At 47.9% G+C, this 22,078-nt stretch carries 29 protein-coding genes; 25 read left to right on the top strand and 4 right to left on the bottom strand.

Annotated elements, in window-relative coordinates; all coding sequences use genetic code 11:
* Positions 1-51: 51 nt before the first annotated feature.
* The gene (locus AC14M5_RS05685) at positions 52-549 is read left to right on the top strand and encodes a P-loop nucleotide/nucleoside kinase family protein (RefSeq protein ID WP_484028673.1); all 498 of its coding nucleotides are present in this window, start codon (positions 52-54) and stop codon (positions 547-549) included.
* A gap of 196 nt (positions 550-745) precedes the next feature.
* Here the strand turns inward: AC14M5_RS05685 and AC14M5_RS05680 are convergent, their stop codons facing one another.
* Positions 746-1,213 (bottom strand): winged helix-turn-helix transcriptional regulator, encoded by a 468-nt coding sequence (locus AC14M5_RS05680; protein WP_484028672.1) that lies wholly within the window; start codon positions 1,211-1,213, stop codon positions 746-748.
* Positions 1,214-1,350: 137 nt separating this feature from the next.
* Here AC14M5_RS05680 and AC14M5_RS05675 point away from each other — a divergent pair, with 137 nt between their 5' ends.
* Positions 1,351-1,911, top strand: a complete 561-nt coding sequence (locus AC14M5_RS05675) for a dihydrofolate reductase family protein (protein WP_484028671.1) — start codon at positions 1,351-1,353, stop codon at positions 1,909-1,911.
* A gap of 143 nt (positions 1,912-2,054) precedes the next feature.
* Complete coding sequence (locus tag AC14M5_RS05670; RefSeq protein ID WP_484028670.1) at positions 2,055-2,879, top strand: alpha/beta fold hydrolase; 825 nt, start codon at positions 2,055-2,057, stop codon at positions 2,877-2,879.
* A gap of 44 nt (positions 2,880-2,923) precedes the next feature.
* On the opposite strand, the gene AC14M5_RS05665 is transcribed toward AC14M5_RS05670, so the two are convergent.
* Positions 2,924-3,391 carry a MarR family winged helix-turn-helix transcriptional regulator gene (locus AC14M5_RS05665; RefSeq protein ID WP_484028669.1) on the bottom strand — a complete coding sequence of 156 codons (468 nt, stop codon included), beginning with the start codon at positions 3,389-3,391 and terminating at the stop codon, positions 2,924-2,926.
* An 87-nt stretch (positions 3,392-3,478) separates the two neighbouring features.
* Between AC14M5_RS05665 and AC14M5_RS05660 the strand changes: the two genes are divergently transcribed.
* From AC14M5_RS05660 to AC14M5_RS05605, 12 genes are all read left to right on the top strand, one after another.
* Positions 3,479-3,943 (top strand): iron chaperone, encoded by a 465-nt coding sequence (locus AC14M5_RS05660; protein WP_484028668.1) that lies wholly within the window; start codon positions 3,479-3,481, stop codon positions 3,941-3,943.
* 2 nt (positions 3,944-3,945) lie between these two features.
* Positions 3,946-4,371: a DUF1801 domain-containing protein gene (locus AC14M5_RS05655; protein ID WP_484028667.1), complete on the top strand. Its 426-nt coding sequence runs from the start codon at positions 3,946-3,948 to the stop codon at positions 4,369-4,371.
* A gap of 37 nt (positions 4,372-4,408) precedes the next feature.
* The gene (locus tag AC14M5_RS05650) at positions 4,409-4,540 is read left to right on the top strand and encodes a VOC family protein (RefSeq protein WP_484028666.1); all 132 of its coding nucleotides are present in this window, start codon (positions 4,409-4,411) and stop codon (positions 4,538-4,540) included.
* A complete protein-coding gene (locus tag AC14M5_RS05645; protein WP_484028665.1) occupies positions 4,537-5,085 on the top strand; it encodes a hypothetical protein in 549 nt (182 codons plus the stop codon). Before AC14M5_RS05650 ends, AC14M5_RS05645 begins: the two co-directional genes overlap by 4 nt.
* 233 nt (positions 5,086-5,318) lie before the next feature.
* Complete coding sequence (locus AC14M5_RS05640; protein WP_484028664.1) at positions 5,319-5,828, top strand: DUF2938 domain-containing protein; 510 nt, start codon at positions 5,319-5,321, stop codon at positions 5,826-5,828.
* Between the two features lie 150 nt (positions 5,829-5,978).
* Positions 5,979-6,263, top strand: coding sequence for a DUF1905 domain-containing protein (locus AC14M5_RS05635; RefSeq protein ID WP_484028663.1), 285 nt, complete (start codon positions 5,979-5,981; stop codon positions 6,261-6,263).
* A 36-nt stretch (positions 6,264-6,299) separates the two neighbouring features.
* Positions 6,300-6,512, top strand: a complete 213-nt coding sequence (locus AC14M5_RS05630) for a hypothetical protein (RefSeq protein WP_484028662.1) — start codon at positions 6,300-6,302, stop codon at positions 6,510-6,512.
* A gap of 49 nt (positions 6,513-6,561) precedes the next feature.
* Entirely contained in the window at positions 6,562-7,233 is a 672-nt protein-coding gene (locus AC14M5_RS05625) for a hypothetical protein (protein WP_484028661.1), read from the top strand.
* 263 nt (positions 7,234-7,496) lie between these two features.
* Positions 7,497-8,336 (top strand): pirin family protein, encoded by an 840-nt coding sequence (locus tag AC14M5_RS05620; protein WP_484028660.1) that lies wholly within the window; start codon positions 7,497-7,499, stop codon positions 8,334-8,336.
* Between the two features lie 51 nt (positions 8,337-8,387).
* Positions 8,388-8,855: an NUDIX domain-containing protein gene (locus tag AC14M5_RS05615; protein WP_484028659.1), complete on the top strand. Its 468-nt coding sequence runs from the start codon at positions 8,388-8,390 to the stop codon at positions 8,853-8,855.
* A gap of 104 nt (positions 8,856-8,959) precedes the next feature.
* Positions 8,960-10,780: an SLC13 family permease gene (locus AC14M5_RS05610; RefSeq protein ID WP_484028658.1), complete on the top strand. Its 1,821-nt coding sequence runs from the start codon at positions 8,960-8,962 to the stop codon at positions 10,778-10,780.
* A 309-nt stretch (positions 10,781-11,089) separates the two neighbouring features.
* Positions 11,090-11,650 carry a hypothetical protein gene (locus tag AC14M5_RS05605; protein ID WP_484028657.1) on the top strand — a complete coding sequence of 187 codons (561 nt, stop codon included), beginning with the start codon at positions 11,090-11,092 and terminating at the stop codon, positions 11,648-11,650.
* A 30-nt stretch (positions 11,651-11,680) separates the two neighbouring features.
* On the opposite strand, the gene AC14M5_RS05600 is transcribed toward AC14M5_RS05605, so the two are convergent.
* Complete coding sequence (locus AC14M5_RS05600) at positions 11,681-12,373, bottom strand: class I SAM-dependent methyltransferase (RefSeq protein ID WP_484028656.1); 693 nt, start codon at positions 12,371-12,373, stop codon at positions 11,681-11,683.
* A gap of 233 nt (positions 12,374-12,606) precedes the next feature.
* Between AC14M5_RS05600 and AC14M5_RS05595 the strand changes: the two genes are divergently transcribed.
* Together AC14M5_RS05595 and AC14M5_RS05590 are read left to right on the top strand one after the other, a co-directional pair.
* Complete coding sequence (locus tag AC14M5_RS05595; protein WP_484028655.1) at positions 12,607-13,026, top strand: hypothetical protein; 420 nt, start codon at positions 12,607-12,609, stop codon at positions 13,024-13,026.
* A 17-nt stretch (positions 13,027-13,043) separates the two neighbouring features.
* Positions 13,044-13,520 carry a YbaK/EbsC family protein gene (locus tag AC14M5_RS05590; protein WP_484028654.1) on the top strand — a complete coding sequence of 159 codons (477 nt, stop codon included), beginning with the start codon at positions 13,044-13,046 and terminating at the stop codon, positions 13,518-13,520.
* Positions 13,521-13,563: 43 nt separating this feature from the next.
* On the opposite strand, the gene AC14M5_RS05585 is transcribed toward AC14M5_RS05590, so the two are convergent.
* A complete protein-coding gene (locus AC14M5_RS05585) occupies positions 13,564-14,595 on the bottom strand; it encodes a hypothetical protein (RefSeq protein WP_484028653.1) in 1,032 nt (343 codons plus the stop codon).
* Positions 14,596-14,690: 95 nt separating this feature from the next.
* Here AC14M5_RS05585 and AC14M5_RS05580 point away from each other — a divergent pair, with 95 nt between their 5' ends.
* From AC14M5_RS05580 to AC14M5_RS05545, 8 genes are all read left to right on the top strand, one after another.
* Positions 14,691-15,434 (top strand): YwaF family protein, encoded by a 744-nt coding sequence (locus AC14M5_RS05580; protein ID WP_484028652.1) that lies wholly within the window; start codon positions 14,691-14,693, stop codon positions 15,432-15,434.
* Between the two features lie 77 nt (positions 15,435-15,511).
* On the top strand, positions 15,512-16,738 hold the full coding sequence (locus tag AC14M5_RS05575) for an SdrD B-like domain-containing protein (protein ID WP_484028651.1): 1,227 nt from the start codon (positions 15,512-15,514) through the stop codon (positions 16,736-16,738).
* A gap of 193 nt (positions 16,739-16,931) precedes the next feature.
* Positions 16,932-18,059: a 4-hydroxyphenylpyruvate dioxygenase gene (gene hppD / locus AC14M5_RS05570; protein WP_484028650.1), complete on the top strand. Its 1,128-nt coding sequence runs from the start codon at positions 16,932-16,934 to the stop codon at positions 18,057-18,059.
* A gap of 268 nt (positions 18,060-18,327) precedes the next feature.
* Positions 18,328-19,197 carry a hypothetical protein gene (locus AC14M5_RS05565; protein ID WP_484028649.1) on the top strand — a complete coding sequence of 290 codons (870 nt, stop codon included), beginning with the start codon at positions 18,328-18,330 and terminating at the stop codon, positions 19,195-19,197.
* A 7-nt stretch (positions 19,198-19,204) separates the two neighbouring features.
* Positions 19,205-19,591 carry a cupin domain-containing protein gene (locus AC14M5_RS05560; RefSeq protein WP_484028648.1) on the top strand — a complete coding sequence of 129 codons (387 nt, stop codon included), beginning with the start codon at positions 19,205-19,207 and terminating at the stop codon, positions 19,589-19,591.
* A 12-nt stretch (positions 19,592-19,603) separates the two neighbouring features.
* On the top strand, positions 19,604-20,095 hold the full coding sequence (locus tag AC14M5_RS05555; RefSeq protein ID WP_484028647.1) for a GGDEF domain-containing protein: 492 nt from the start codon (positions 19,604-19,606) through the stop codon (positions 20,093-20,095).
* A gap of 23 nt (positions 20,096-20,118) precedes the next feature.
* On the top strand, positions 20,119-21,279 hold the full coding sequence (locus AC14M5_RS05550) for a homogentisate 1,2-dioxygenase (RefSeq protein ID WP_484028646.1): 1,161 nt from the start codon (positions 20,119-20,121) through the stop codon (positions 21,277-21,279).
* A gap of 55 nt (positions 21,280-21,334) precedes the next feature.
* Positions 21,335-22,051: a hypothetical protein gene (locus AC14M5_RS05545; protein ID WP_484028645.1), complete on the top strand. Its 717-nt coding sequence runs from the start codon at positions 21,335-21,337 to the stop codon at positions 22,049-22,051.
* The last annotated feature ends 27 nt before the right edge of the window (positions 22,052-22,078 follow it).

The following is a 22,078-nucleotide window of genomic DNA, read 5'->3' as shown; positions in this document are numbered from 1 at the left end:
GGGGTTTTTCGACAGTCTCGTTGGGCTGCTAAAAGGAGTTATGGTTGAGTCATGGCGAAGCAAAAAACTCTCTTCATGCTTGTTGGGCCGAAAGGTTCTGGTAAAACCCATATCGGGACGCTTATTGATCAACACACGGATATTGCCTTTCTCCGAGTTGAGCCAATCTGGCTAAGCTTGAAGCCTACCGAGAATGCATGGAAAAAAGTTGAAGCGGCTATTGACGCGATGTTTCAGAAATGCAATAAGGTAATGATTGAGAGTCTCGGGGCTGGTGAGGCGTTTAGTAAATTCTATGCATCCCTCGCAGGAAAATATTCTGTCAAAATGATTCGTGTGTATGCCAACTTGGAGACTTGTTTGACCCGAGTCAAAACGAGAAACCAGGTGGAACATATTGCTGTTTCAGATGAGAAGGTTGTCGAATTCAACAAAATCGCTTCTGCTGTAACGTACAGTTGGACTCTCGAAATTAACAACGATGATCTCGTTTCAGACAGAGACATTATTACTGCAATTCAATCGATCAATCGTGTTGAAAGTGAATAGCAAGAAAATTGAAACCCACACGGTGCAGCCCACCGATGAGTAGCAGTTGTCAAGGGGGGAATTTCAAAGCTTTTTGTGCTACACGATGGCTGGCGAAATCAAAAAAGGCAATGCTTCGCCAGCCCGCCAGGAACGCAAACTGTTGGGCAGCAGGGCAGCGTGCCACCATACAAGCGACCATCGAGTTTAACAAGATTTATTCTTCTTCCCCACCCAACTTACTAACAACACTATCGGGACCGACAAAAATTGAGCCACCACTCTGCACCGTTTCACGGATGAGTCGACTTATCTTTTCTTTATTGGCATTCACCAGAGCAATCCAAACTTGAGGAGCACCAGTTTGCAGATCATGTCGAGCTCCCCAACTTGCCAATTCCAAAAGGATAGGAATTAAATCCAGCCCTTTGTTGGTAAGAGAATAGATGTCTTTTCTCTTGTCTGTCGGATCCTGCTTTTTTACCAGAATGCCTTTCTCCTCAAGCTTAACCAAGCGAGCAGCAAGAATATTGGTTGCAATCCCCTCATCTGACTCTAAGAACTCCCCATAGGTCTGCTTGCCAAAATAAACTATGTCGCGGATGACCAATAGCGACCACAGATCGCCAAACGTTTCCAGAGAAAAATTGATTGGGCAATCGGAACGGCGTTGTTGCTTCTTCATTTGGTGGAACTCCTTACTACTTTTTCTAACTTGGCGAATCACTAAAAAGTTTGGTCTTGACTTTTTGATCAACAGATATTATACTCATTTTACTTGCAAAATGCAAGTAATAAATTTTACCGATAAGGATAACTAATATGAGAAAACTAGTTGTTAAAGAGTGGATGACATTGGATGGTGTCTTTGATGCAGATAATATGGACCAATGGTGGTTTCCTTATGACAGCGCCGAGAGACAAAAGCACATTATGGAAGGGTACTCGGGATGTGATGTTTACCTCCTTGGGCGGATAACCTATGAAATGCTTTGGCCGTACTGGTCTACGCAGGCGAATGACGGTGGTGCTGGGCAAATGCTCAACAGCATGAAGAAGTATGTTGTCTCTTCAACGCTGAAAAAAGCTCCATGGAAAGAATCAACAATCATCAGAGGAAATGTTGTGGAAGAAATCACCAAGCTGAAACAGCAGCCAGGCAAAGACATTCTTATAGATGGCAGTGCTACCCTTGTCCAATCGCTGATGGAAACTGATCTTATCGATGAGTATCGGCTCTTAGTCGTGCCTATTATTATGGGTACTGGAAAGCGTATCTTCAAAGAGGGAGTGCCTATCACAAAACTCAAGCTTGTCAAAAGCGAAACCCTCAGTTCAGGAATAATCGCTCTTACCTATCAGCCCGATAGAAAAGAACTGTAAATATTGATAGTGCATTTCCTGAATTGGCGGACAAAAGCAGCTACCTAAAAGCGGAGTGTGCATAGGCAGAGTCCACGCCCCACTGCCACTACCACAAGCCGTTGGGCAGCCAAAGTCTAATTCCTAAATCAGGGTTATCCTTAATGACACAGAGTATCGCCCACACTGAAAAGGGTCCTATTGAATATCGTTTTGAAGGCCATGGCCCCACCGTTGTTGTGTTGAACGGCGGGCATTGCAGCCGAGAGAGTCGTCTTTCTCACGAGAAGTTGATTGAACACGGCTACTCTGTTCTGACCCCCTCTCGTCCTGGTTACGATAGCACACCCTCGCATGTAGGAAAAAGCGCACAAGCCGCCGCCGACGGACTCGCTGCCTTACTAGACACATTGCAAATATCAACGGTAGATGTGGTCGGTATTTCCGCCGCAGGCCCCACCGCGCTGGCATTCGTGCAGCAGCACCCGAATCGGGTACGTAAACTTATTTTGGAGTCTGCGGTTGCAACCGACTGGGATGAGCGAACAAAAAGAGGCTCACGTATTGGGTTTGGAGGCGCTGCAAAAGTAACCTGGGCGATCATGCACATGATGTTGAGATTATTCCCAACCGTACTCATCAAAGCCCTGTTGCACGATTTGACAGTTCTTGATCCCAACCTGGTCATTAGCAGGATGAGCCAGGACGACCTGGCCTTTGTCAAACGTATGATTCAGACTTCTCAAGCAAGCACAGGTTTTCTAAACGATATTGAACACAAGGTGGATAATCTGGCTGCAATTACCAGGCCTGTATTGGTGATGTATTCCCCCAATGATAAAACCGTGTCGCCCAGGAATGCTCAGAGGGTTGCAAGTGAAATTGCGACTTCTGAACTTTATGAAGTGCCATCTGATACTCACATGATTTGGATTGGTAAGTCTGCAAAGGATGTGTGGAACAAGCGATTGTTGTTTCTCAGGTCATAATATTGCTTACCCTCAATGTCCACTGGACCCTTTGCGATCCGCATCTACTGACCTCTTCGTAACTTCTCGCGTTCCTGATCCCATATTTTTGTAAATCGTTCAAAGACATCAGAAATGATTTCAAGATCTTTCTCCGAGTAACTTGAGATCAATTCGTCTTGTGCCTTTCTCGCCGATTCAAACCACGAGGCGACTTTTTCGGCACCCGATTTCGTGGGAGCGACCAGAGTCCCGCGTCGATCATCGGGATTGGGTCGTCGCTCAATTAAGCCTGGCTTTTCGAGCCGATCAAGCATGGCAGTCGTCGCACCCGAAGTGAGGCCCGTATGCCTGGCAAGTTCAGAAGGTGTGGCAATACCTTTGAGGAATAGAAGCCTGAGACATTCCACATCGGTGGCATTGAGGCCTTGCGATTCGTCCATCGCGTTTCGGAACAGTGTTAAGTGAACGCCATATTCCCTCACCGCGATCAGGGCTCGTTTTTTCAAATCTGTTTTTGTAGAGTTCATCATGGAAATCCCTTGACATTATCTTTATTTTGAAGTATCTTTATTGTATAACTAAATTCTATTAAATGCAAGAGCCAAAAGGAGATTACCATGGGCCCAAAAAAGGATACGAAGAAGTCAGTAAAGAAAACCAGCACCAAATCCAAGGGGGGGCTATCGGCTGAAGAAATAGCAGCCATGAAGGAGACCCTCAAAGAGCGGAAGATGGCTGCAAACAAGGAAGAGGCGGAAAAAGCCTTGCTCGACAAGATTGCCGAGATGAAAGGGTCGGATCATGCCATGGCCAAACGAATCCATGAGATCGTCACAGCCAGCGCGCCAGCCCTCTTGCCGAAAACCTGGTACGGGATGCCCGCGTATGCCAACAAGGATGGCAAGATTGTCTGTTTCTTCCAGGCTGCGGCGAAGTTTAACGCGAGGTATGCAACGTTCGGCTTCAATGACACGGCAAACCTCGACGAAGGCGCCATGTGGCCCACCTCTTTCGCGCTGAAGGAGTTGACCGCTGCCGACGAGGCGAAGATCGCAGCGCTCGTGAAAAAAGCGGTGAGCTGAACATGAAAGCAAGTACAAAGCCTGTCCCAAAAGAAAAATCCGCTTCTCAACAGATAGATGCCATCATCAAGGAGTCGGGTAACTGGCGGGGCAGGAAATTATCACAACTGCGCGCTTTGATCAAGAAAGCCGACCCTGCCGTGGTCGAAGAAGTGAAGTGGAAAAAACCCTCCAAACCATCGGGAGTCCCCGTTTGGTCTCATGATGGAATCATATGCGTAGCAGATACACTCAAGAACGCCGTGAGGCTAACGTTTCCCAAAGGTGCGCAGATGAAGGATCCGAAGAAGCTCTTCAATACGCGCCTGGATAGCAACACGGTTCGTGCCATCGACTTCCATGAGGACGACACTATAGATGAGGCAGCGCTAAAGGCACTCATTCTCGAGGCTGTGAGGGTGAGCACGTCAAAAGAGCGCGAGCGATAAATGAATTTACGATTAAGACAGTAAAGGAGAACAATATATGTTCAGCATGGCTGCCAGCGACATGCCCAAAGCAAAAGCATTCTACACAGACAAACTTGGTTTGAAAATCGCGAGTGACAACCGTTGGGTGTTAAGCGTTCATTACCAAACAAAGGAGCATTTGTCTTGAAAAAAGAAGGTTTGCTACTGCTTGCAGGAATTTGCACTTTCTGCATTACCTTTTACGCAGCCACTATGTTTCCGCAAGATATAATATTCTTCGAATACAAAAAAGCATTCAGAGAAATTCAGCATCCAGCAGGAACAAATTTTATTAAGGCATACAATTCCTTCGGCGCACTAGATAAAACACGAGTTATGTATAAAGAGGATTTTCCGCAGGGCTGTGATTATAGAGTCGCAGAAGTTAGAGAGTATTCAGGTACACAAGAAGGCATCAGGGCTTTTTATTCTAGCAAAGCCATTATAGTTAATGGGCAAGAGACGCCAATTGGGGTTACGTTTATTCCTACAAATTCGACTGGATTAATTGATCCTGATGGGTTGACACGCGATGAAGTTATAAAATGGGGACCTGCGGTTTTTGGCATTTTAGAAAATTTGAAAGGCGATCAAAATTTAGGTTTCTTAAAACTCAAGCCGCTGGCCACTTATTATTTGATCGGTAGCGGAGGTTTTTCGTTGTCAAGTTTAGATTTTAGATGTCAGTTTTAAGGAAAATCATATTCACAATAAATGCAAACCAATGCGAAATTAATCTGCCAACAAAATGCACCCACCGATGAGTAAGTTGTCAAGGGAGAAATTTCCAAAACCTTTTGTATTGCACGCTGATCGATGATTTCAAACCTGGGTTGATTGAGCCCGTCGAAACCAAAAGGCAATGCTCCGCCAACCTGCCAAGAACCCCTGCACTTAGACATAAACAATCAATAAAAAGGTAACTCATGAATAATCTGACCCTCTCCCTCATTAGCACAATCCTCATTGGGCTTGGTGCAACTCTCACCACGGATCTGTGGGCGCTGTTTCTCAAATATGCCCTTAAGATCACTCCATCCAACATCTGTCTAGTCGGGCGTTGGCTTCGCTATGTGCCAGAAGGAACCTTTAAGCATTCGAATATTACATCTGCTCCACAGAAAAGCGCAGAATGCACGGTAGGATGGATCGCCCATTACATGATTGGTATCACTTTCGCCATCGTTTTCGTTACATTAGTAAACGATAACTGGCTTCAGCATCCAAGGTTGATTCCCGCAATCGTCTTCGGGGTCGTCACGGTCTTGGCGCCGTTCTTCATCATGCAACCTTCATTTGGGTTCGGATTTGCTGCATCAAAGACACCAAACCCTACTCAGGCAAGGCTTCGTAGTTTGATGACTCATACTGCGTTTGGCATCGGTCTTTATCTGTTCGGATTGTTGGTCAATTGGCTGCTACGGGCATACGCCTAACCATACATCCAGTGAACATGTGGGATACTGCTGCACGCTTCGCAGCCAAGCAGTTTTCTCGCTTCAATTTTTCCTGCTCTCAAGCATTGTCGTCCACGCCCGCTCACAATTCGCTAATTCAAGCGGGTGGGCATTTGATATACTGTCCCAATGATCATCGAATTCAACGGCAAGATTTTGTTTTGGAAGGGTCCCGCTCCATGGTTCTTCATTACTGTTCCCGCGAAGCAGAGCCGCGACCTGAAAGCCATATCAGGATTGGTGACCTATGGCTGGGGAGTGATTCCAGTACATGTGCGGATCGGCAAAACCGAGTGGACGACTTCCTTATTTCCCAAAGATGGCCGTTATCTAGTGCCCATCAAAGCCAGTGTTCGAAAAGCGGAAAACCTTGAGGAAGGTAACAAAGTGGCTGTACGACTCGAAGTTCGTTGATAAACGGTCATTTCAGTCAAAAGGTAGTTTCAAGTGGTGTTATTCTCGCAATCCTATCCAACGATTACGCGCTGGATTGAAGAACAGGGCTGGATAGAAATTGGATCTGATGAATATAGCACTTCATTGGTAAGAGCGTTAGATCCCGGTGGCATGGTTTGGGAGAGTGATTCAAATCTGACCTCAATTGACGATGCATTAAAAGAGTTAGAAAAAGAGTTGAAGGATTGGTTTAAGAAAAATGGGTGAGTTTTGCATTCCGTGAATGCACCGATGAGCAATCTTAGGATTAATAACCATGAGTGACACACTTCGGCGTATTTATAATGCAGTAGATATCCTCTTCGACAGACGTGCCATATCTCAACAACTGCATTTCACGCATCACGGGGGAGAAACTAAGCATCCAATAACGGCCTTGCAAGCTTCTAAAACCATATGGCCTCATGTGCGCAGCCATGATCGAAAAGCTCGCTTAAAATCGATTGTCTCTCAACAGGGTGTTAATGCAGACGGTACCAGCTCGCATTGGGAGTTCTTCTTTGACCTTATCCAGCGTCGCGCACAGCTTATATGTGAATGGGTTCTATCCTGGGATGGAACAACGGACGATTATGGGTCGGCAAGAATTGAGATCAGCATCAAACCGTTCCCAGCGGTGGACAGCCCAATTCGTCAGTTGGTCACCTCTGGAAAACTGCTACATCGCCAGATGGTCAGCCTGTGGAAACAGGAATGCGGGCGCCTCCCGAATTTGCCTCACAAATTCCGTGACACTGATGCGGCCCTCAAAGAATTCATCCAGCAAGGACTCGACCCCGCGCAGATTGAATTCTCTCTTCGCACAGGCCAATCTCCTGAAGGCCGCCTCTGCTGGATCGCTCAAACCAAACGAGACATTTACTATGCCGCATTTGAAAAACAGACTTTATTGATAATAGCGCGAACCGAGATTTTTATCCGCAGATGACATAGATTTTCGCAGATTTTTCTATTGAAATTCTTTAATCGGCGCAGTCTGCGAAATCTTAGGCTCTAGCCGCCGTCCTCGGCGGCGTTTTCTTCTGAGTAAATCCTGCGCCGCCCGCAGGCTACTTCGTAAAGGACGGCGCAGGAAGCAAACGATATTTACTGTGCAGAATTTAAATAACGATGTCATTAACTTTTTATCATCACCAGCTAAAAAATCTATAAACTTCGTAATACATACCGTCATCAAATCGTCCACACTACATGACAAACAGAACTATTTCCCACGTAATCGAACCACAACTCGTTATCGAAGGCGCGGGCGTTTTATTGAGGCGTTCCGTCTCACCGCGCGCGAGCAACGAATATGATCCCTTCCTGCTTTTCGACCATTTCGCATTCAACAATCCGCTCGAAGGCCCCATCCGCGGCTTTCCCACTCACCCACATCGCGGCATTGAAACCGTCACCTACATGCTCGAAGGCTCTGTGAACCATCGCGACAGCCTCGGCAACGCTGGCAAGATCGGCTCAGGTGATGTGCAATGGATGACCTCAGGCCGCGGCATTCTACATGAGGAAATGCCCCGCCGCAGTGAAAACGGAAATATCTACGGCTTTCAACTTTGGGTCAACCTGCCCGCTGCACAAAAGATGGGGCAACCCCGTTATCAGGAAGTCAGCGCGGGCGAAATCCCCATCGTTGAAAAGGATGGTGCCACCGTCCGCCTCGTAGCTGGGGAATTTAATGGGACTCGCGGCCCCGTGACAGAGATCGCCGCCTCGCCTCTTTACATGGACGTGAAGTTGGCACCTGCTTCGAAATTCATTCACCCCATCCCAAGCGGACACACCCTGCTCGCATACGTATTTGAGGGCGCAGGCGAATTTGCAGGTCAGGCAGTTAAATCTGTCAGCATGGCAGTCTTCAACGATGACGGCGACCAGATCGAGGTCCAGAGTGACGCGGGTGTGCAATTCATGCTCATCGCAGGCGCACCGTTCAAGGAACCCATCGTCCCATACGGGCCATTCGTCATGAATACGGTTGAAGAAATTCAACAGACCATTCAGGAATTGCGTAACGGCACGTTCATAAAATGATAGGAGAAAAATCTCGGAGGTCTTAAAGACCTCCGAGATTTATTTAATCATATGACACAAGTTTTATACGGCCCGCGATTGGGCAAAGAGGGACAAATTAGAGTCGGGTGCAGCGCAGTCATCTTTGATGAAAAACGAGAGAAAGTTTTGCTCACCCAACGCGCAGACAACGGGCGCTGGTGCATTCCAGGCGGCGCAATGGAATCAGGCGAAAGCGCGGGGGAAGCGTGTGAAAGGGAAGTTTTGGAGGAAACAGGCTTGAAGGTCCGCGCGAAACGGTTGATCGGTGTGTATAGCAACCCAGATCAACTGGTTATATATCGCGATGGCAGCAAAGCCTTTTTTGTCGTGATGAGTTTTGAAGTGGAAATCATCGAGGGTGAATTGGAGTTAAGCAACGAGACCATCGCTTTTGGATATTTTTCATTGAAAGAAATGGAATCCATGCCCATGCACGCCGATCACAAAACCAGAGTTGAAGATGCACTTGAAAACTATTCAGAAGCACTGATAAAATAGAATTGCGTCAGTGAGAAGGGGTCTATCGTATCCAGGTACTGGTACATCGAGTTTGAAAATCTGTGAATCTTTTGCAGGCAATCAGCAAATGAGGAACATATAACATGTTTAATGGTATCGAGTTAAATCAACTGTACTTGTTTGCCATTCTGATAGGCTCGGTGGTCCTGCTATTCACCGAGTGGATCCGAATCGACCTGACAGCCATCCTCATTATTCTCATGCTCAGCCTTACGGGTGTGCTTGCGCCCGAAGATGCCCTTTCAGGCTTTAGCAGTGAGCCTGCTATTCTGCTGGCTACAGTTTTTGTACTCAATGGGGCTTTATATCATACCGGGCTATCTGAAACATTGGGGAACTGGATAAAACGGCTGGCGGGTAAAAGCCTTGAACAAGCTATTGCTGTGGTTATGCCATCCGTAGCTTTGTTATCGGCTTTTACGCATCACGTTACCATTACTGGTTTGATGCTGCCGCCACTGCTGAAACTCTCCCGCGAAAGCAATATTCCAGCCTCCAAGTTATTAATTCCGCTGTCATTTGCTGCATCGCTCGGTACAGCCATTACGATCATCGGAGCGCCCGCATTTCTGATCGCAGACGGTTTATTAAAGCAGGCAGGGCAAGGCGGTTTGGGCATTTTTTCAATTGCTCCAATCGGATTGACATTGTCGCTTGCTGGAACGCTCTTCTTTTTGTTAATTGGAAGGTTTCTACTCCCTACCCATCATAGTGAAGATGAATCAATCGATCACTTCCGCATGGAAGGGTATTACACAGAATTGGTACTCCTGCCAGATTCACTGCTGATAGGCAAGACCATTTCCGAAATCGAGGAACAGCAAAAAGATGTTCTTAAAGTGTCGGCCTGGTATCGCAATCAACGCCCACGCGCCAAGCCTTATAGTACAAAGAAGACCCAGGCTGGCGACGTTCTTGTGATCCGCACCAGCCCGGATAAATTGGCGACCATACAGCAGGAACCCGGCATTGCGCTCCAGCCGCTGGAGAAATATAAAGAGACGTTTTTAACTTCCCAGGAAAATGAAAACAACAAAGAGGAATTATCCTCCCAACTCGTTCAATCTGTAGTGGCTCCCAGATCGGATTTAATCGGCAGGACGATTGGGAAGATCGATTTTCTTGAGAATTACGGCGTCATCATCGTGGGTGTATGGCGGCGCAAAGGCGGGTTACATACGGAAATATCACGCATCAAACTTCGGGAAGGCGATGTACTGGTATTGAAAGGGGATGATAATTCCCTCAAACGGCTTTCAGAAGACCGGTCATTTCTGATGCTCGTTCCCTTTAGAGGAGAGCCGAAGCCTCTTCATAAAGCGCGGCTGGCAGCAATTATCATGATCCTGACCACAGTCGTCGCGGCGTTTAATGTGATGTCGGTCGAAACCGCTTTGTTGACAGGTGCAGTGATCATGATCCTCAGCGGATGTATATCTCTACGGCAGGCCTATCAATCGATAGAGACTCGTATATTCATATTTATTGCTGGGGCAATTCCGCTCGGGCTGGCCATGCAGGAAACCGGCACTGCCGGCCTCTTAGCTGGCTGGCTGGAAGGTTTGGTGTTCACTTGGGATATACACTGGATATTACTGGCGCTCTTTCTTACCACGGGCATCGTCACACAGATCATGTCTGATGCGGCGACTACTGCTTTGTTTGGCCCAATCGCCATCGCCTTGGCACGAAGCTTGAATCTGCCACCTGAGGCATTTGTCGTCACTGTGGCTATGGCCGCTGTTACATCCTTCTTCACACCCATAGGCCATCATGGAAATTTGCTGGTGTATGGACCTGGTCGATATCAATTCTCAGATTTTATGCGTGTTGGCATTCCGCTTACGCTTATAGTGGCAGTGATCGTTTCGCTAATGGCGCCAATGCTTTGGCCTGTCAAATAAAACAGTCCAATTTTGCGAGGCGTTTTTCAGGGTATTGGGTTTTTATTTTACACAGTATTGCATAATTTACCGAACCAAGGTTGTAATATTTACTCGCAATTTCAATTGAAAAGTTTATTTAACGTCAATAATGATTAAGGAATTGTGTCATGCTGAGTGCCGCTTTTCAGGCGCGAAGCATCTCGTGACTGACTTTCGAGACCCTTCAGTCGCTGAAAAGCGCTCCTTCAGGGTGACACAACAGCCTATTTTATCCATTGTTCACGTTATTTATTTATGACACAAGCGATAGCCAAGGAGGCATTCATTATGATCAACAGGATTTCACAAAAGTTTTATGGTTGGGCAAAGGGCTGGCTTGTTCTCGTTCTATTTCTTCTGGATGGCTTTTTTGCGGGCTTCTTACTCCCCCTCATCCAGGGCATGATGCAGGATGGACAGGGCGGCGTTCTTCCGCTGGATCTCATGCTTTTTGCAAACCCCGAAAAAATATTTGGCATGATCGAAAGATATGGTGAATTCAACCGCCCGTTCTATCGTAACGTGGAACTCACGGTGGATATCATTTACCCAATCGTGTATCTATTCTTTTTTGGTTTGTTGATCTCATGGCTCTTTCAGCGCGGTTTTACATCCACTAGCCCGATGCGGAAATTCAATGTGACACCTTTAGGCGCATGGTTTTTTGACCTACTTGAGAACATTGTCATCGTGATTTTGGTCTCAGTATTTCCAGCACAACCCTCAGGACTCGCATGGGTTTTGGTCTTATTGACCACGATCAAATGGGCGTTTGCAGGTGCAAGTATTTTGTTAATATTGGTTGGGCTTGTAATGGCAATAAAGAACGGCTTCAAGAAACAGGAATAGTCATGTAGGGGCACAGCGACGCTGTGCCCCTTATATTTTCTGCCACCAAACCCCTGTACATTCAGGCAAAACCACCCAATTATTTTTCCTCACTTTATCTCCCAACTCGTCTCCAAAGAAAAAGCGGGAAAGGAATTCAGCCTCTTCGAGCGAATCGAATTTATAGTCAGTGCGGATCCACTTATTTTGGAAACCGACTTCATCAAGCCAGGGATAGTAATCCTTAAGATGCTCCAACTCAATAGGCGACTCATTTCCCGTGCCCAGCGATTCAAACAGGACGATGTAGCTGTTCGGCCTTAAGACGCGTTTCATTTCGCCCAGCCATTTTTCCAACTCTGCCTTCCACGAGTCTGGATTCCACACCGCAAGGTAACTCACGCTCCAGCCAGAGACAACCAGATCAGCGGAATGATCATCTACAGGCAGTTGACGATGATCGGCAACATCTACTTGCCAGTTGGTCAGTCCACTGGCCGTGAGCTTCTCGCGGCATACTCTCAGCATTTCATTAGAGATATCGAATGCGCGCACATGCGAAACGTGTGGAGCAAGCAGACAGGTTAATCGTCCAGTGCCAGCTCCGAGGTCCAGAACGAAGCGATTTTCCAGAGAGGTGATCTCAAGCAGCGACTTCAGAATATTTCCCTGATAATCCTCGCGTGCGATCAACGCTTCATACTTATCCCCTTGGGTTTTGTAAATTTCTTCTTGTGTAGGCATGGATGAATTGTAACTCACCATAAATAGTGTCATTCTGAGCGACCTTGCGCCGCAATGTGTTTGTCGCAATGAGGTGAGCGAAGAATCTCTTGCTTCAATAGTAGAGACCCTTCGCTTCGCTCAGGGAATCACGACTAGGTGCATGATATAAGATTGCAAAACGAAACAGTCTTTTGGAGGGGTTCGACGTATTGATCGATATGCTATCCTGTGAACAACCAAAGGAGGTTCGTATGAATGTTCAACCTGAAAACCAATTTGATTTCTGGCTTGGCGAATGGGATGTGCAATGGGGAGAGGATGGCAAAGGCACAAACCGAATCGAAAGAGTCTTGGATGGCAAGGTAATACAAGAAAATTTTACTGCGCCTGATCTGACTGGCATGAGCGTATCCTGCTTTGACTCTGAACGCCAATTGTGGTGCCAGACCTGGGTAGACAACAGCGGTTCATATCTGGATTTTACGGGCAAGTTTGAGAACGAAAAAATGACACTTGAAAGAGATGCAATCGTCAAAGGGCAGGCTTGCAAACAGAGAATGGTCTGGTTTGAGATTGAAGCAAATAAATTTGAGTGGAATTGGGAACGCTCCGATGACGAAGGAAAAACCTGGCGTGTTTTATGGAACATCCACTACACGCGTAAAAAGTAACCCGCTATAATTGATGGATGCAACCACTCTCCCCCTCCGCACAAAAGATACAAACTCTGCTTACATCTCTCGGATATGATTACACTGTGATCGAACACGCCGAGTCCACGCGTACGGCACAGGAAGCCGCAGACCTGGCAGGCTGTGAACTGGGCCAGATCGTCAAGTCGCTTATTTTTCGCGGCAAGACCAGTGGCAAACCGATTTTGGTTTTAACCAGCGGCGCGAATCGCGTGGATGAAAAACGCATCAGCGAGTACGCCGGTGAACCCATCGGGCGGGCAGATGCCAATTTTGTCCGATCAGTTACCGGCTTCGCTATCGGAGGCGTGCCTCCCATTGGTCACATTGAAAGAATGGAAACTTATCTGGATGAAGATTTTCTATCGTATCAAACCATCTGGGCAGCGGCAGGGACGCCCAATGCAATTTTTGAATTGAAGACGGAAGACCTGCAAAAAATGACGGGTGGAAAAGTTATACAGGTGAAATAATAAAAGAGACGGTCACTTTTTTGAGTGACCGTCTCTTTTCAAATTACGGCATTGGCACAAATCCAAGAACTGTCGTGGGAAATTTATCGGTGGCTATCAGGAAACCGCGCTCATCCAAAAGGACAAGCCCTTCCCAATTGCGGGCATCTTCCACCAATAAAAGGGAAACTGGAGCAGAATCAGCCAGCGTGATACCTGATTCTGAATATTGAAATTTCACGAGGCGCTCCACCTGGGCGAGCTCTGATTGCGATGAACTTTTTCCATATTGATCTGCAATGGGGTCGAAGATGGGTGCAAGTGCTGCATCACCGGGGAAGAAATAATTGATGCCCCAAAATTCATCACCAGTATCTATTGCGGTATCTGTAAGACGATATTCAAGATTGGTCATTGGAATCGTGCCAAGTGACTTCAAGTCAAAATCAAAGACATGCGCTACAGGGTCTGCCACGATCAGTTCTCCGTTCACTTCGTAAAAGGTGACTACACTATCATCAAGGACAAGCAGGGATTCATCAGTATGGTTTTCAGATTTCGCCTGGGGCTGAATCAAAGCCAGATTGGATGTATCAAGATAAAGCGTGGCGAGATCGGTGCTGATCGTGCCAGAGATCAAATATCCCTGCATGTCTATGCCAGCCCCTGCTTCGATGGTCAGAAAGACACGCTCACCAGAAAAGCCGATGGATTCAAACCCTTGATAATCTGGAATCAGTTCCAAAAGCTCGGGTGCGATCAACTGGATTGGGCGCGGTTCAAGCGGCGATTCATTTGCACCATCCAGATATGCAATGACCTCATCTTTGGGAAGAGAATACAAAAAGCCATCGCCGCCTTCTTGAAACACATTCGGATATTGTGGAAGAAGGATAAGATTATCACCATACCACGCAAGCCCTGAAATCTCGGCGGCCCGATCCGCGGCTGGACCTGCAAGTTGAATCTGCACAATAGGCTGTTCAGCCAGGGTGGAATTTCCTGTCTTAATATCTGTTCCTCTTGCAAAATAAAGGATCAGAATAACCAACACAACCAACACCGCCAAAACGATCCATAATTTTTTCTGTTTCATGAAGAGCCTCCATTAAGATTTAGTGGATTATATTCGCAACCTTGTTTAGATAAAAGCGTTTTATCTTATAGCTTCAGCCCAAGGAGTTCGCTCTTATGAGTCAATATTTCGCGAGAGATTACAAAGGTGCGCCATTCGAGTTATATGGTACAGGCCATGTGACCGCACTGATCATCATCACCCTGGCTTGCTTTTCATTTCTATTTTTTCGCAACCTCTGGGGTGATAAGGACAAGAAAAATTTCCGTTATATAGTTGCGACATTTCTCGTCATCGACGAACTAAGTTACCATGCCTGGGCGGCTTATTGGGGAATTTGGAATATCCAGACTATGCTGCCACTTCACATGTGCAGTGTGATGGTCTGGCTTTCGGCTTACATGCTCTACACGAAAAACTATAGAATTTACGAACTGGCATATTTCCTGGGCATCGGCGGCGCGACTCAGGCTCTGCTGACTCCCGATGCAAGCGGATATGGTTTTCCTCACTTTCGCGCCTTCCAAACTTTTATTGCCCATGGGCTGCTTGTCGCGATTCCGATTTACATGACTGTGGTTGAGGGCATCCGCCCCACTTTGCAATCCTTCAAACGTGTCTTCATCTGGACGAATATTTATATGATCCCTGTATTCTTCCTAAACCTGGCGATTGGCAGCAACTATCTGTTCATCGCATACAAACCGAAGTTCGCAACCCTGCTGGATATGCTTTCTCCGTGGCCGTGGTATATCCTTGAATTGGAAGTGGTGGGATTGGCGATTCTTTTTATCCTTTACTTGCCGTTCCTGATTAAGGATTGGCGTGCACAGAAGCAAACTGATCCATCCCCCACTTAGGTGTATCCCTTGCATGACCTCAGTCTCATTGCAGGTTGAATTTTTCGTAATAAAATCAACTAACCCAAGGAGAAGACATGAAGTCTGCAAAGTTCGCTTTTTCACTTTTCATCATTTTCGCCATATCACTGGCCTGTAATATGCCCGGATCGACAATCACACCCACCCTCCCGCCGGACACTGCGACACCGACTGCTGTGCTCGGTTCAATTTCGGGAACGGTCTGGCACGACCTGTGCGCGGTTCCAGATGGGCCGATTCCGAATCCGCTGCCGGCTGGTTGCGTTGCAAGCGGAGGCGGTGGGCTGGTGGCTAATGGGATACTCGAAGCGGGAGATCCCGGCATTGCTGGTGTCAGCGTCTCTCTTCATGCCGCATCCTGCGCGAACCCGGTTACAGATACCACTACAACAGACAGCAACGGTTTGTATACATTCACTCAACTTACAGAGGGAACCTACTGCATCGAAATTGACGCTGTAGCGCCGCCAAATGATGCGGTGCTTATCCCAGGCGGCTGGACAAGCCCCGCTTCAACCGGGTCAGTGGCGCAACTGACCAACGCGCTGCAAGGCACTAGTCTCGCTGAACAGAATTTTGGATGGGATTATCAATTTCTCCCAGCTTTCACAGAAAATAACCAGAGTACCCCAACTGTGGTTGTCAACTCAACCTCTGGCAATCCTGTTTTTATCATTGATACACCGGCCAACTGTCGTAAAGGGCCATCCACCGTTTATGATGTAGTGACTTCCTTTCGCAAGGGGACCAACCTGCCCATTGAGGGTCACAATGCTGAAAATACATGGTGGCTTGTTCGAGCAACGGCCACAATTACATGCTGGGTTTCAGGAGTTACAGGCCATACGAATGGCAATGTAGCTGGAGTTCCTTTCGTCGCCCCTCCTCCCACTCCCATTGCTGCAGGCGATAACACGCCACCGGAGTTGAGCGGACCGATCACAGTCTATACGCAACTGTATTATCCAACCGCAAACTGTGCCGCAAATATTTTCAATGTTGCCATTCATGCTTCTGATGATCATCTGGATTCCGTGTGGCTGTCCTATCGTTTTCTCGGGGATGGGGGTCAGGTGGGTTCCTGGAACACCTTAACTCCGAACGACAATGCCAGCGGAGGTTTGTATGGGTTCAACTACGATCTGAACGCCCAGGCTGACGGCGAACTTGGGGGAGATGACGGCGGGATTGAATACCAGTTTTTCGCCCGCGATAAAGCTGGAAACGAGGCGTCCTTCCCAGATGGGAGCGTGTTGGGCATACCATTAGACTACTGCCCATAAGAGTTAGACAATGAGACGGCGAAACCGCCGTCTCATTGTTTTGTTGCGCGCAATCCCGCTTTATCGTAAAATCATCTACATAGTGCCGTACCAATAACGAAGCCAAAATTACGAGTCGTTCTCATAATTTCTTCCAGAAAGTTTAGTAATATATATATATATATAAAGCGGTATATCAACCAAAGGAGAGAATATGGTTACAAAAGCAAAATCTGAATCTCGGCCTATGACCGAGGAAGCTGACTTCCTCCAAATCAAATCTGTTGACCACGTACATTTTTACGTGGGAAATGCCAAACATGCCATGTTTTACTGGTGGAAGGCTTTTGGCTTCAAACCTGTGGCCTACTCCGGCCTCGAAACCGGCAACCGCGACTTCGCCTCGTACGTGCTTGAATCCGGGCAGGCGCGGCTGGTCGTTTCTGCGGCCTACTCACCGAGCAGCCCGCTCGCTGCGCATCACATGGTGCACGGTGACGGTGTCAAAGTCATCGCCCTGGAAGTGGATGACGTGGAAAAAGCCTGGCAGGCCACAACCGAACGCGGAGGCAAATCCGGGTGGGCGCCGCGCGAAGAAAAGGACGATTATGGAATCTATCGCACCTCCGCCATTTACACCTATGGCGAAACCCTTCACGTCTTTGTAGATCGCGCCGATTACAAGGGAGCCTTTGCTCCCACCTACAAACCCATTCAATACGAAACTGAGTCCACCGGGCTTGCCGCCATCGATCACATCGTCGGCAATGTGCAGCTTGGCAAAATGAATCATTGGGTCAACTACTACCATCAGGTGATGGGCTTCCGCCAGCTTATGCACTTCGATGACAAGGACATCTCCACCGAATACTCTGCGCTTATGTCCAAGGTAATGCAAAACGGAAATGGCCGCGTCAAGTTCCCGATCAACGAACCAGCGGAAGGCAAACGCAAGAGCCAGATCGAAGAGTATCTCGATTACTATCTCACCCCCGGTGCGCAGCACCTTGCCATCATCACAAAAGACATTCTCGCCACGATTGAAAAACTTCGCAAGAACGGCGTTGAGTTTCTCCGCGTGCCTGACACCTATTACGAAATGCTGCCAGAGCGCATTGGCAAGATCGACGAAGACTACAAAGCCATTCAGGAACTCGGCATTCTGGTGGATAAAGATGACGAGGGCTACCTGCTGCAAATCTTCACACGCCCCATTCAAGACCGCCCCACCATGTTCATCGAAGTCATCCAAAGACATGGCGCGCAGGGATTTGGCAAAGGCAATTTCAAAGCCTTGTTTGAATCACTGGAGCTGGAACAAGAACGACGCGGCAACTTATAACCTGCATGTTGAAAGTCGAAGGTCAAGAGTCAACTGTCCTTCGACTTTTGACTCTTGACTCCCCATGAGCAGCGCGCCTCACACTTAACTCATAGCTGATCGGGTCTCGAACAGCGAGGTCCACCTTTTGGCATTTGCAATAGCGGGCCGCTCCAAGGGAATTGATATAGTATCTTTGGGTCAGGTGACGAAATACATCATCAACACTACACTTGGGCCATGGGCTTTGAATTGAAAACCCAAATAACACACTCGGAGGGAAGAAAGAATGAAGGGAAAATTTTTGGGGTTGGTAAGCATCCTGTTCGTGACATTGGCTTGTGGAATCAGCGCCCCCGCCACGCCAACGCAACCGGGGGTGGAAACAATTGTCGCCGCCACTTTTGAGGCGTTGACGGCAAATGCACCAACCGCGCCAAGCGGCATCCCGGTCTCGTTTCAAAATGTTTCCTTTATCATTCCAAATGGATTGGCAAGCGGAGCAAACGGCGAGGTGATTCCTGATGCCACAGAAGAAACCAGCGATCCATGGAGCGTTGCCCCGCAACATATCCAATTTACATTCAGCGGTTATAACAACACAATGGGATCGTTTTCCAACACTACCCTCACGGTATACCCCGCGCAGGAATATGCGGATGTGTATGCGGGCGCAGAGCACAGCCTGCAAAAATTACAGGCAATTCTAGCCAGCCCATCCGCGCCACTGGAATTTGAGTCGCTGCCGCAAGTCCCCGCCTTCAATGCCGCACAAATGATCGCCGCGCAAGTGCAGAGACTGAATTTCGCAAATGGCTCCGGCCTGCGCATGATCAATCAATACGGCCAGGATGTTGGCCCGGTAACCAACAATGGCACGTTCTATCATTATGAAGGGTTGACGAGCGATGGCAAGTATTTTGTGGTGGTGGTTCTGCCGATTGGCTCACCCCTTCTTATTTCCGGTGACATCGAAAACGAACCCATCCCTACAGGCGGTGTGGAATTCCCCGGCTACGACTCGCTTGACCCTGCCGATTTCGAGAGTTACTTCCAGGCTGTGACTGATGTGCTCAACGCCGCCGACCCGGACACTTTCCAGCCATCGCTTTCAGAGCTAGATGCGCTGATCCAGTCTATTACTGTTACTTCACCATAAGGAATTCATGGGCGCAAATAAAATTATCACCGTTCATCCAAAAGAGACTTTCATCTCGAAACAACAACTGCCAAACTTCGAGGGCATCTCCGCTCAAACTGCGGGGACAAAACATCTTTGTATGCACCTGGTTATCATCCCACCGGGCGGCAAGGCAATTGCACATTATCATAATGGCTACGAGACCACGATCTACATCATCAAAGGCCGCGCTGAGACAAAGTATGGTGAAAGGCTGGAAAACTCCAGCATCAATGAAGCGGGAGATTTTCTATTCATCCCACCCAACCTGCCGCATCAGCCCGTAAACTTAAGTGACACAGAAGAAGTCATTGCTGTCGTTGCCCGCAATGATCCGAACGAACAGGAAAGTGTTGTAGTCTACAATCCATGATCGGAGAATCTGATGAAAAAGATGATGTCGCGCGGTGAAGAGATCTATAGCAATGATGTATTTCAGGTATTGATCCAGCATGAGATCACACGCTCCAGAAGGTATCCATCGCCTTTGGCTTTGGTGCAGATCGAAATGATGCCCACCGCGTTGAATGATAGCGGGTTGGTGAATGCACCCGCGATCTTCACCGCCAAATTAAATGCGCATCTCCGTTCGGTAGATATTCCATCCAGCGGAGCGGGCGTCAATACATTCAACATCCTGCTGCCCACTACTGATGAAGCGGGGACTCGCACAGTATGCGAAAGGCTGCTCTCCATTTTCAAAAACAAAATTAACGGTAATAATGGTGAGGTAGTTGCATTCTCGCTCCACATTGGTGCTAACTGTCAACCTGGCGGAGAAGTGCTTTCCAGCGAAAGTCTTTTTCAAAAATCAGGCGAAGCGCTCAAGCAATCAAAACTTAAAGGTTCAAACACTTACGTTCTGATCCCCAATTAATTTTATAGAGAAGGAGAATTGACATGCCTTTTTATCACAAGCTCGGTAAGATTCCTCATAAGCGCCACACACAATTCAAAAAGGAAAACGGCCAGCTGTATCGCGAAGAACTGATGGGCTTAGAGGGTTTTTCCTCCATTCAATCCATCCTCTACCATCACTTTCTGCCTCCACGTGTGAAGAAGGCGGAAGACCTTGGCCCGGCCAAACCTGAATTCATGGATTTTGGCCCCATCCGCCACCGAGCATTGGAAACCGCTCAGACTCCGCTCGGACCTGATCCTGTTATTGGGCGCATTCCACTCCTTGGTAATAACGATGTCATCCTTGGAGTCTCGCGATCCAAAGGAAGCATGGACTATTTCTACCGCAACTCACAAGCTTATGAAACCTGGTGGGTGCATGAAGGCAGCGGCACATTGAAATCACAGTTTGGCAATCTGCCATTCCGCAAAGGCGATTACATCGTGATTCCCTTCGGCACAACCTGGCAGATGCAATTGAATGAGGAATGTAAATTCTTTACCATCGAAAACCCAAGTCAGATCGAGCCACCCAAGCGTTACCGCAATAGTTACGGTCAAATGCTCGAACATGCCCCCTACTGCGAGCGTGACATCAGAGTCCCAGAAGATTTGGAAACACACACAGAGCGAGGCGAGTTCGAGGTGCGCGTAAAGGTGCGGGATCGCATCTCTCAGCACACCCTCGACCACCACCCGTTCGATGTCATCGGCTGGGACGGCTACCTCTATCCGTGGATATTCAATATCGAAGACTTTGAGCCGATCACGGGGCGCATTCATCAGCCGCCACCCGTACATCAAACATTCGATGGGCATAATTTCGTCGTGTGCTCCTTTGTGCCGCGCCTGTTTGATTATCACCCCGAAGGCATCCCTGCTCCGTATAACCATTCCAACATTCAATCGGATGAAGTGATCTACTATGCCGAAGGCAACTTCATGAGCCGCAAAGGTATTGAGCGCTCCGATATCAGCCTGCATCCATTTGGCCTGCCACACGGCCCACAACCCGGTATGACGGAGGCCAGCATCGGCAAGACAGAAACGAAGGAACTCGCCGTTATGGTGGATACCTTCCATCCATTGCATATTACCAACCAGGCCATGGAAATGGAAAAACCATATATGGAGACCTGGCTTGAAGGCGATGGAGAATAACCATCAATTTGCGATAAAAAATAGAGCGCATGAAAAATATCACGGGAGAATTAACATGAAGAGAATCATAAGCCTGGCCCTCGCCGCAGGATTGTTTCTGTCATCCTGCAATATGCCTGGTGCAAGCGCATCAGATCCGCAAATTGCCACAGCCGCCGCGCTGACAGTGCAAGCTGCGCTTAACACCTCGTCTAACTCGCAGCCACTTGCAAGCCCAACAGCGGCTGGCAGTGGCTCAATAGAAGAAACTCCCACTTATTCCAAACCAGTGGCCAGCGTGGGCGAAGTTACAAATTGCCGAACAGGTCCCGGCGTAAATTATGAACGAGTGACTCAAATCCTGCCATCCGATTCAGTGGAGATTGTCGGGTTCTTCCCGCCCAATTATTGGATCGTATCCACCTCCGCCGGCAATTGCTGGGTTTCTGGTGAATTCACCACACCTGTTGGCAGTTACACATCCGTGCCAACGGTGACTGCGCCGCCTACGCCGCAAGGTGGCGCTCCGCAAAATGTAAGCCTTCAAAAATGGGATATCTTCTGCAACTTCCAAACCAATGAAGCAAACATCACCATCCAATGGTCAGACAAAGATGATGAATCAGGTTATCGCATCGTGCGCAATGGTGAGGTAATTGCAGAGCTTCCTGGAAATACCACTCAATTCGGAGAAACCATATCCCTGCTATCAGGCCAAACCGTGGGATACGCCGTTATAGCCTTTAACGCCATAGGCTCAACCAGCAGTAAAACAATTACTTTGAGTTGCTGATCATTCAAGGCAACAAAAAAACATCAC

The sequence above is a fragment of the Candidatus Villigracilis sp. genome (assembly GCF_057083605.1).
This window is presented reverse-complemented; position numbering and strand designations above follow the sequence as displayed.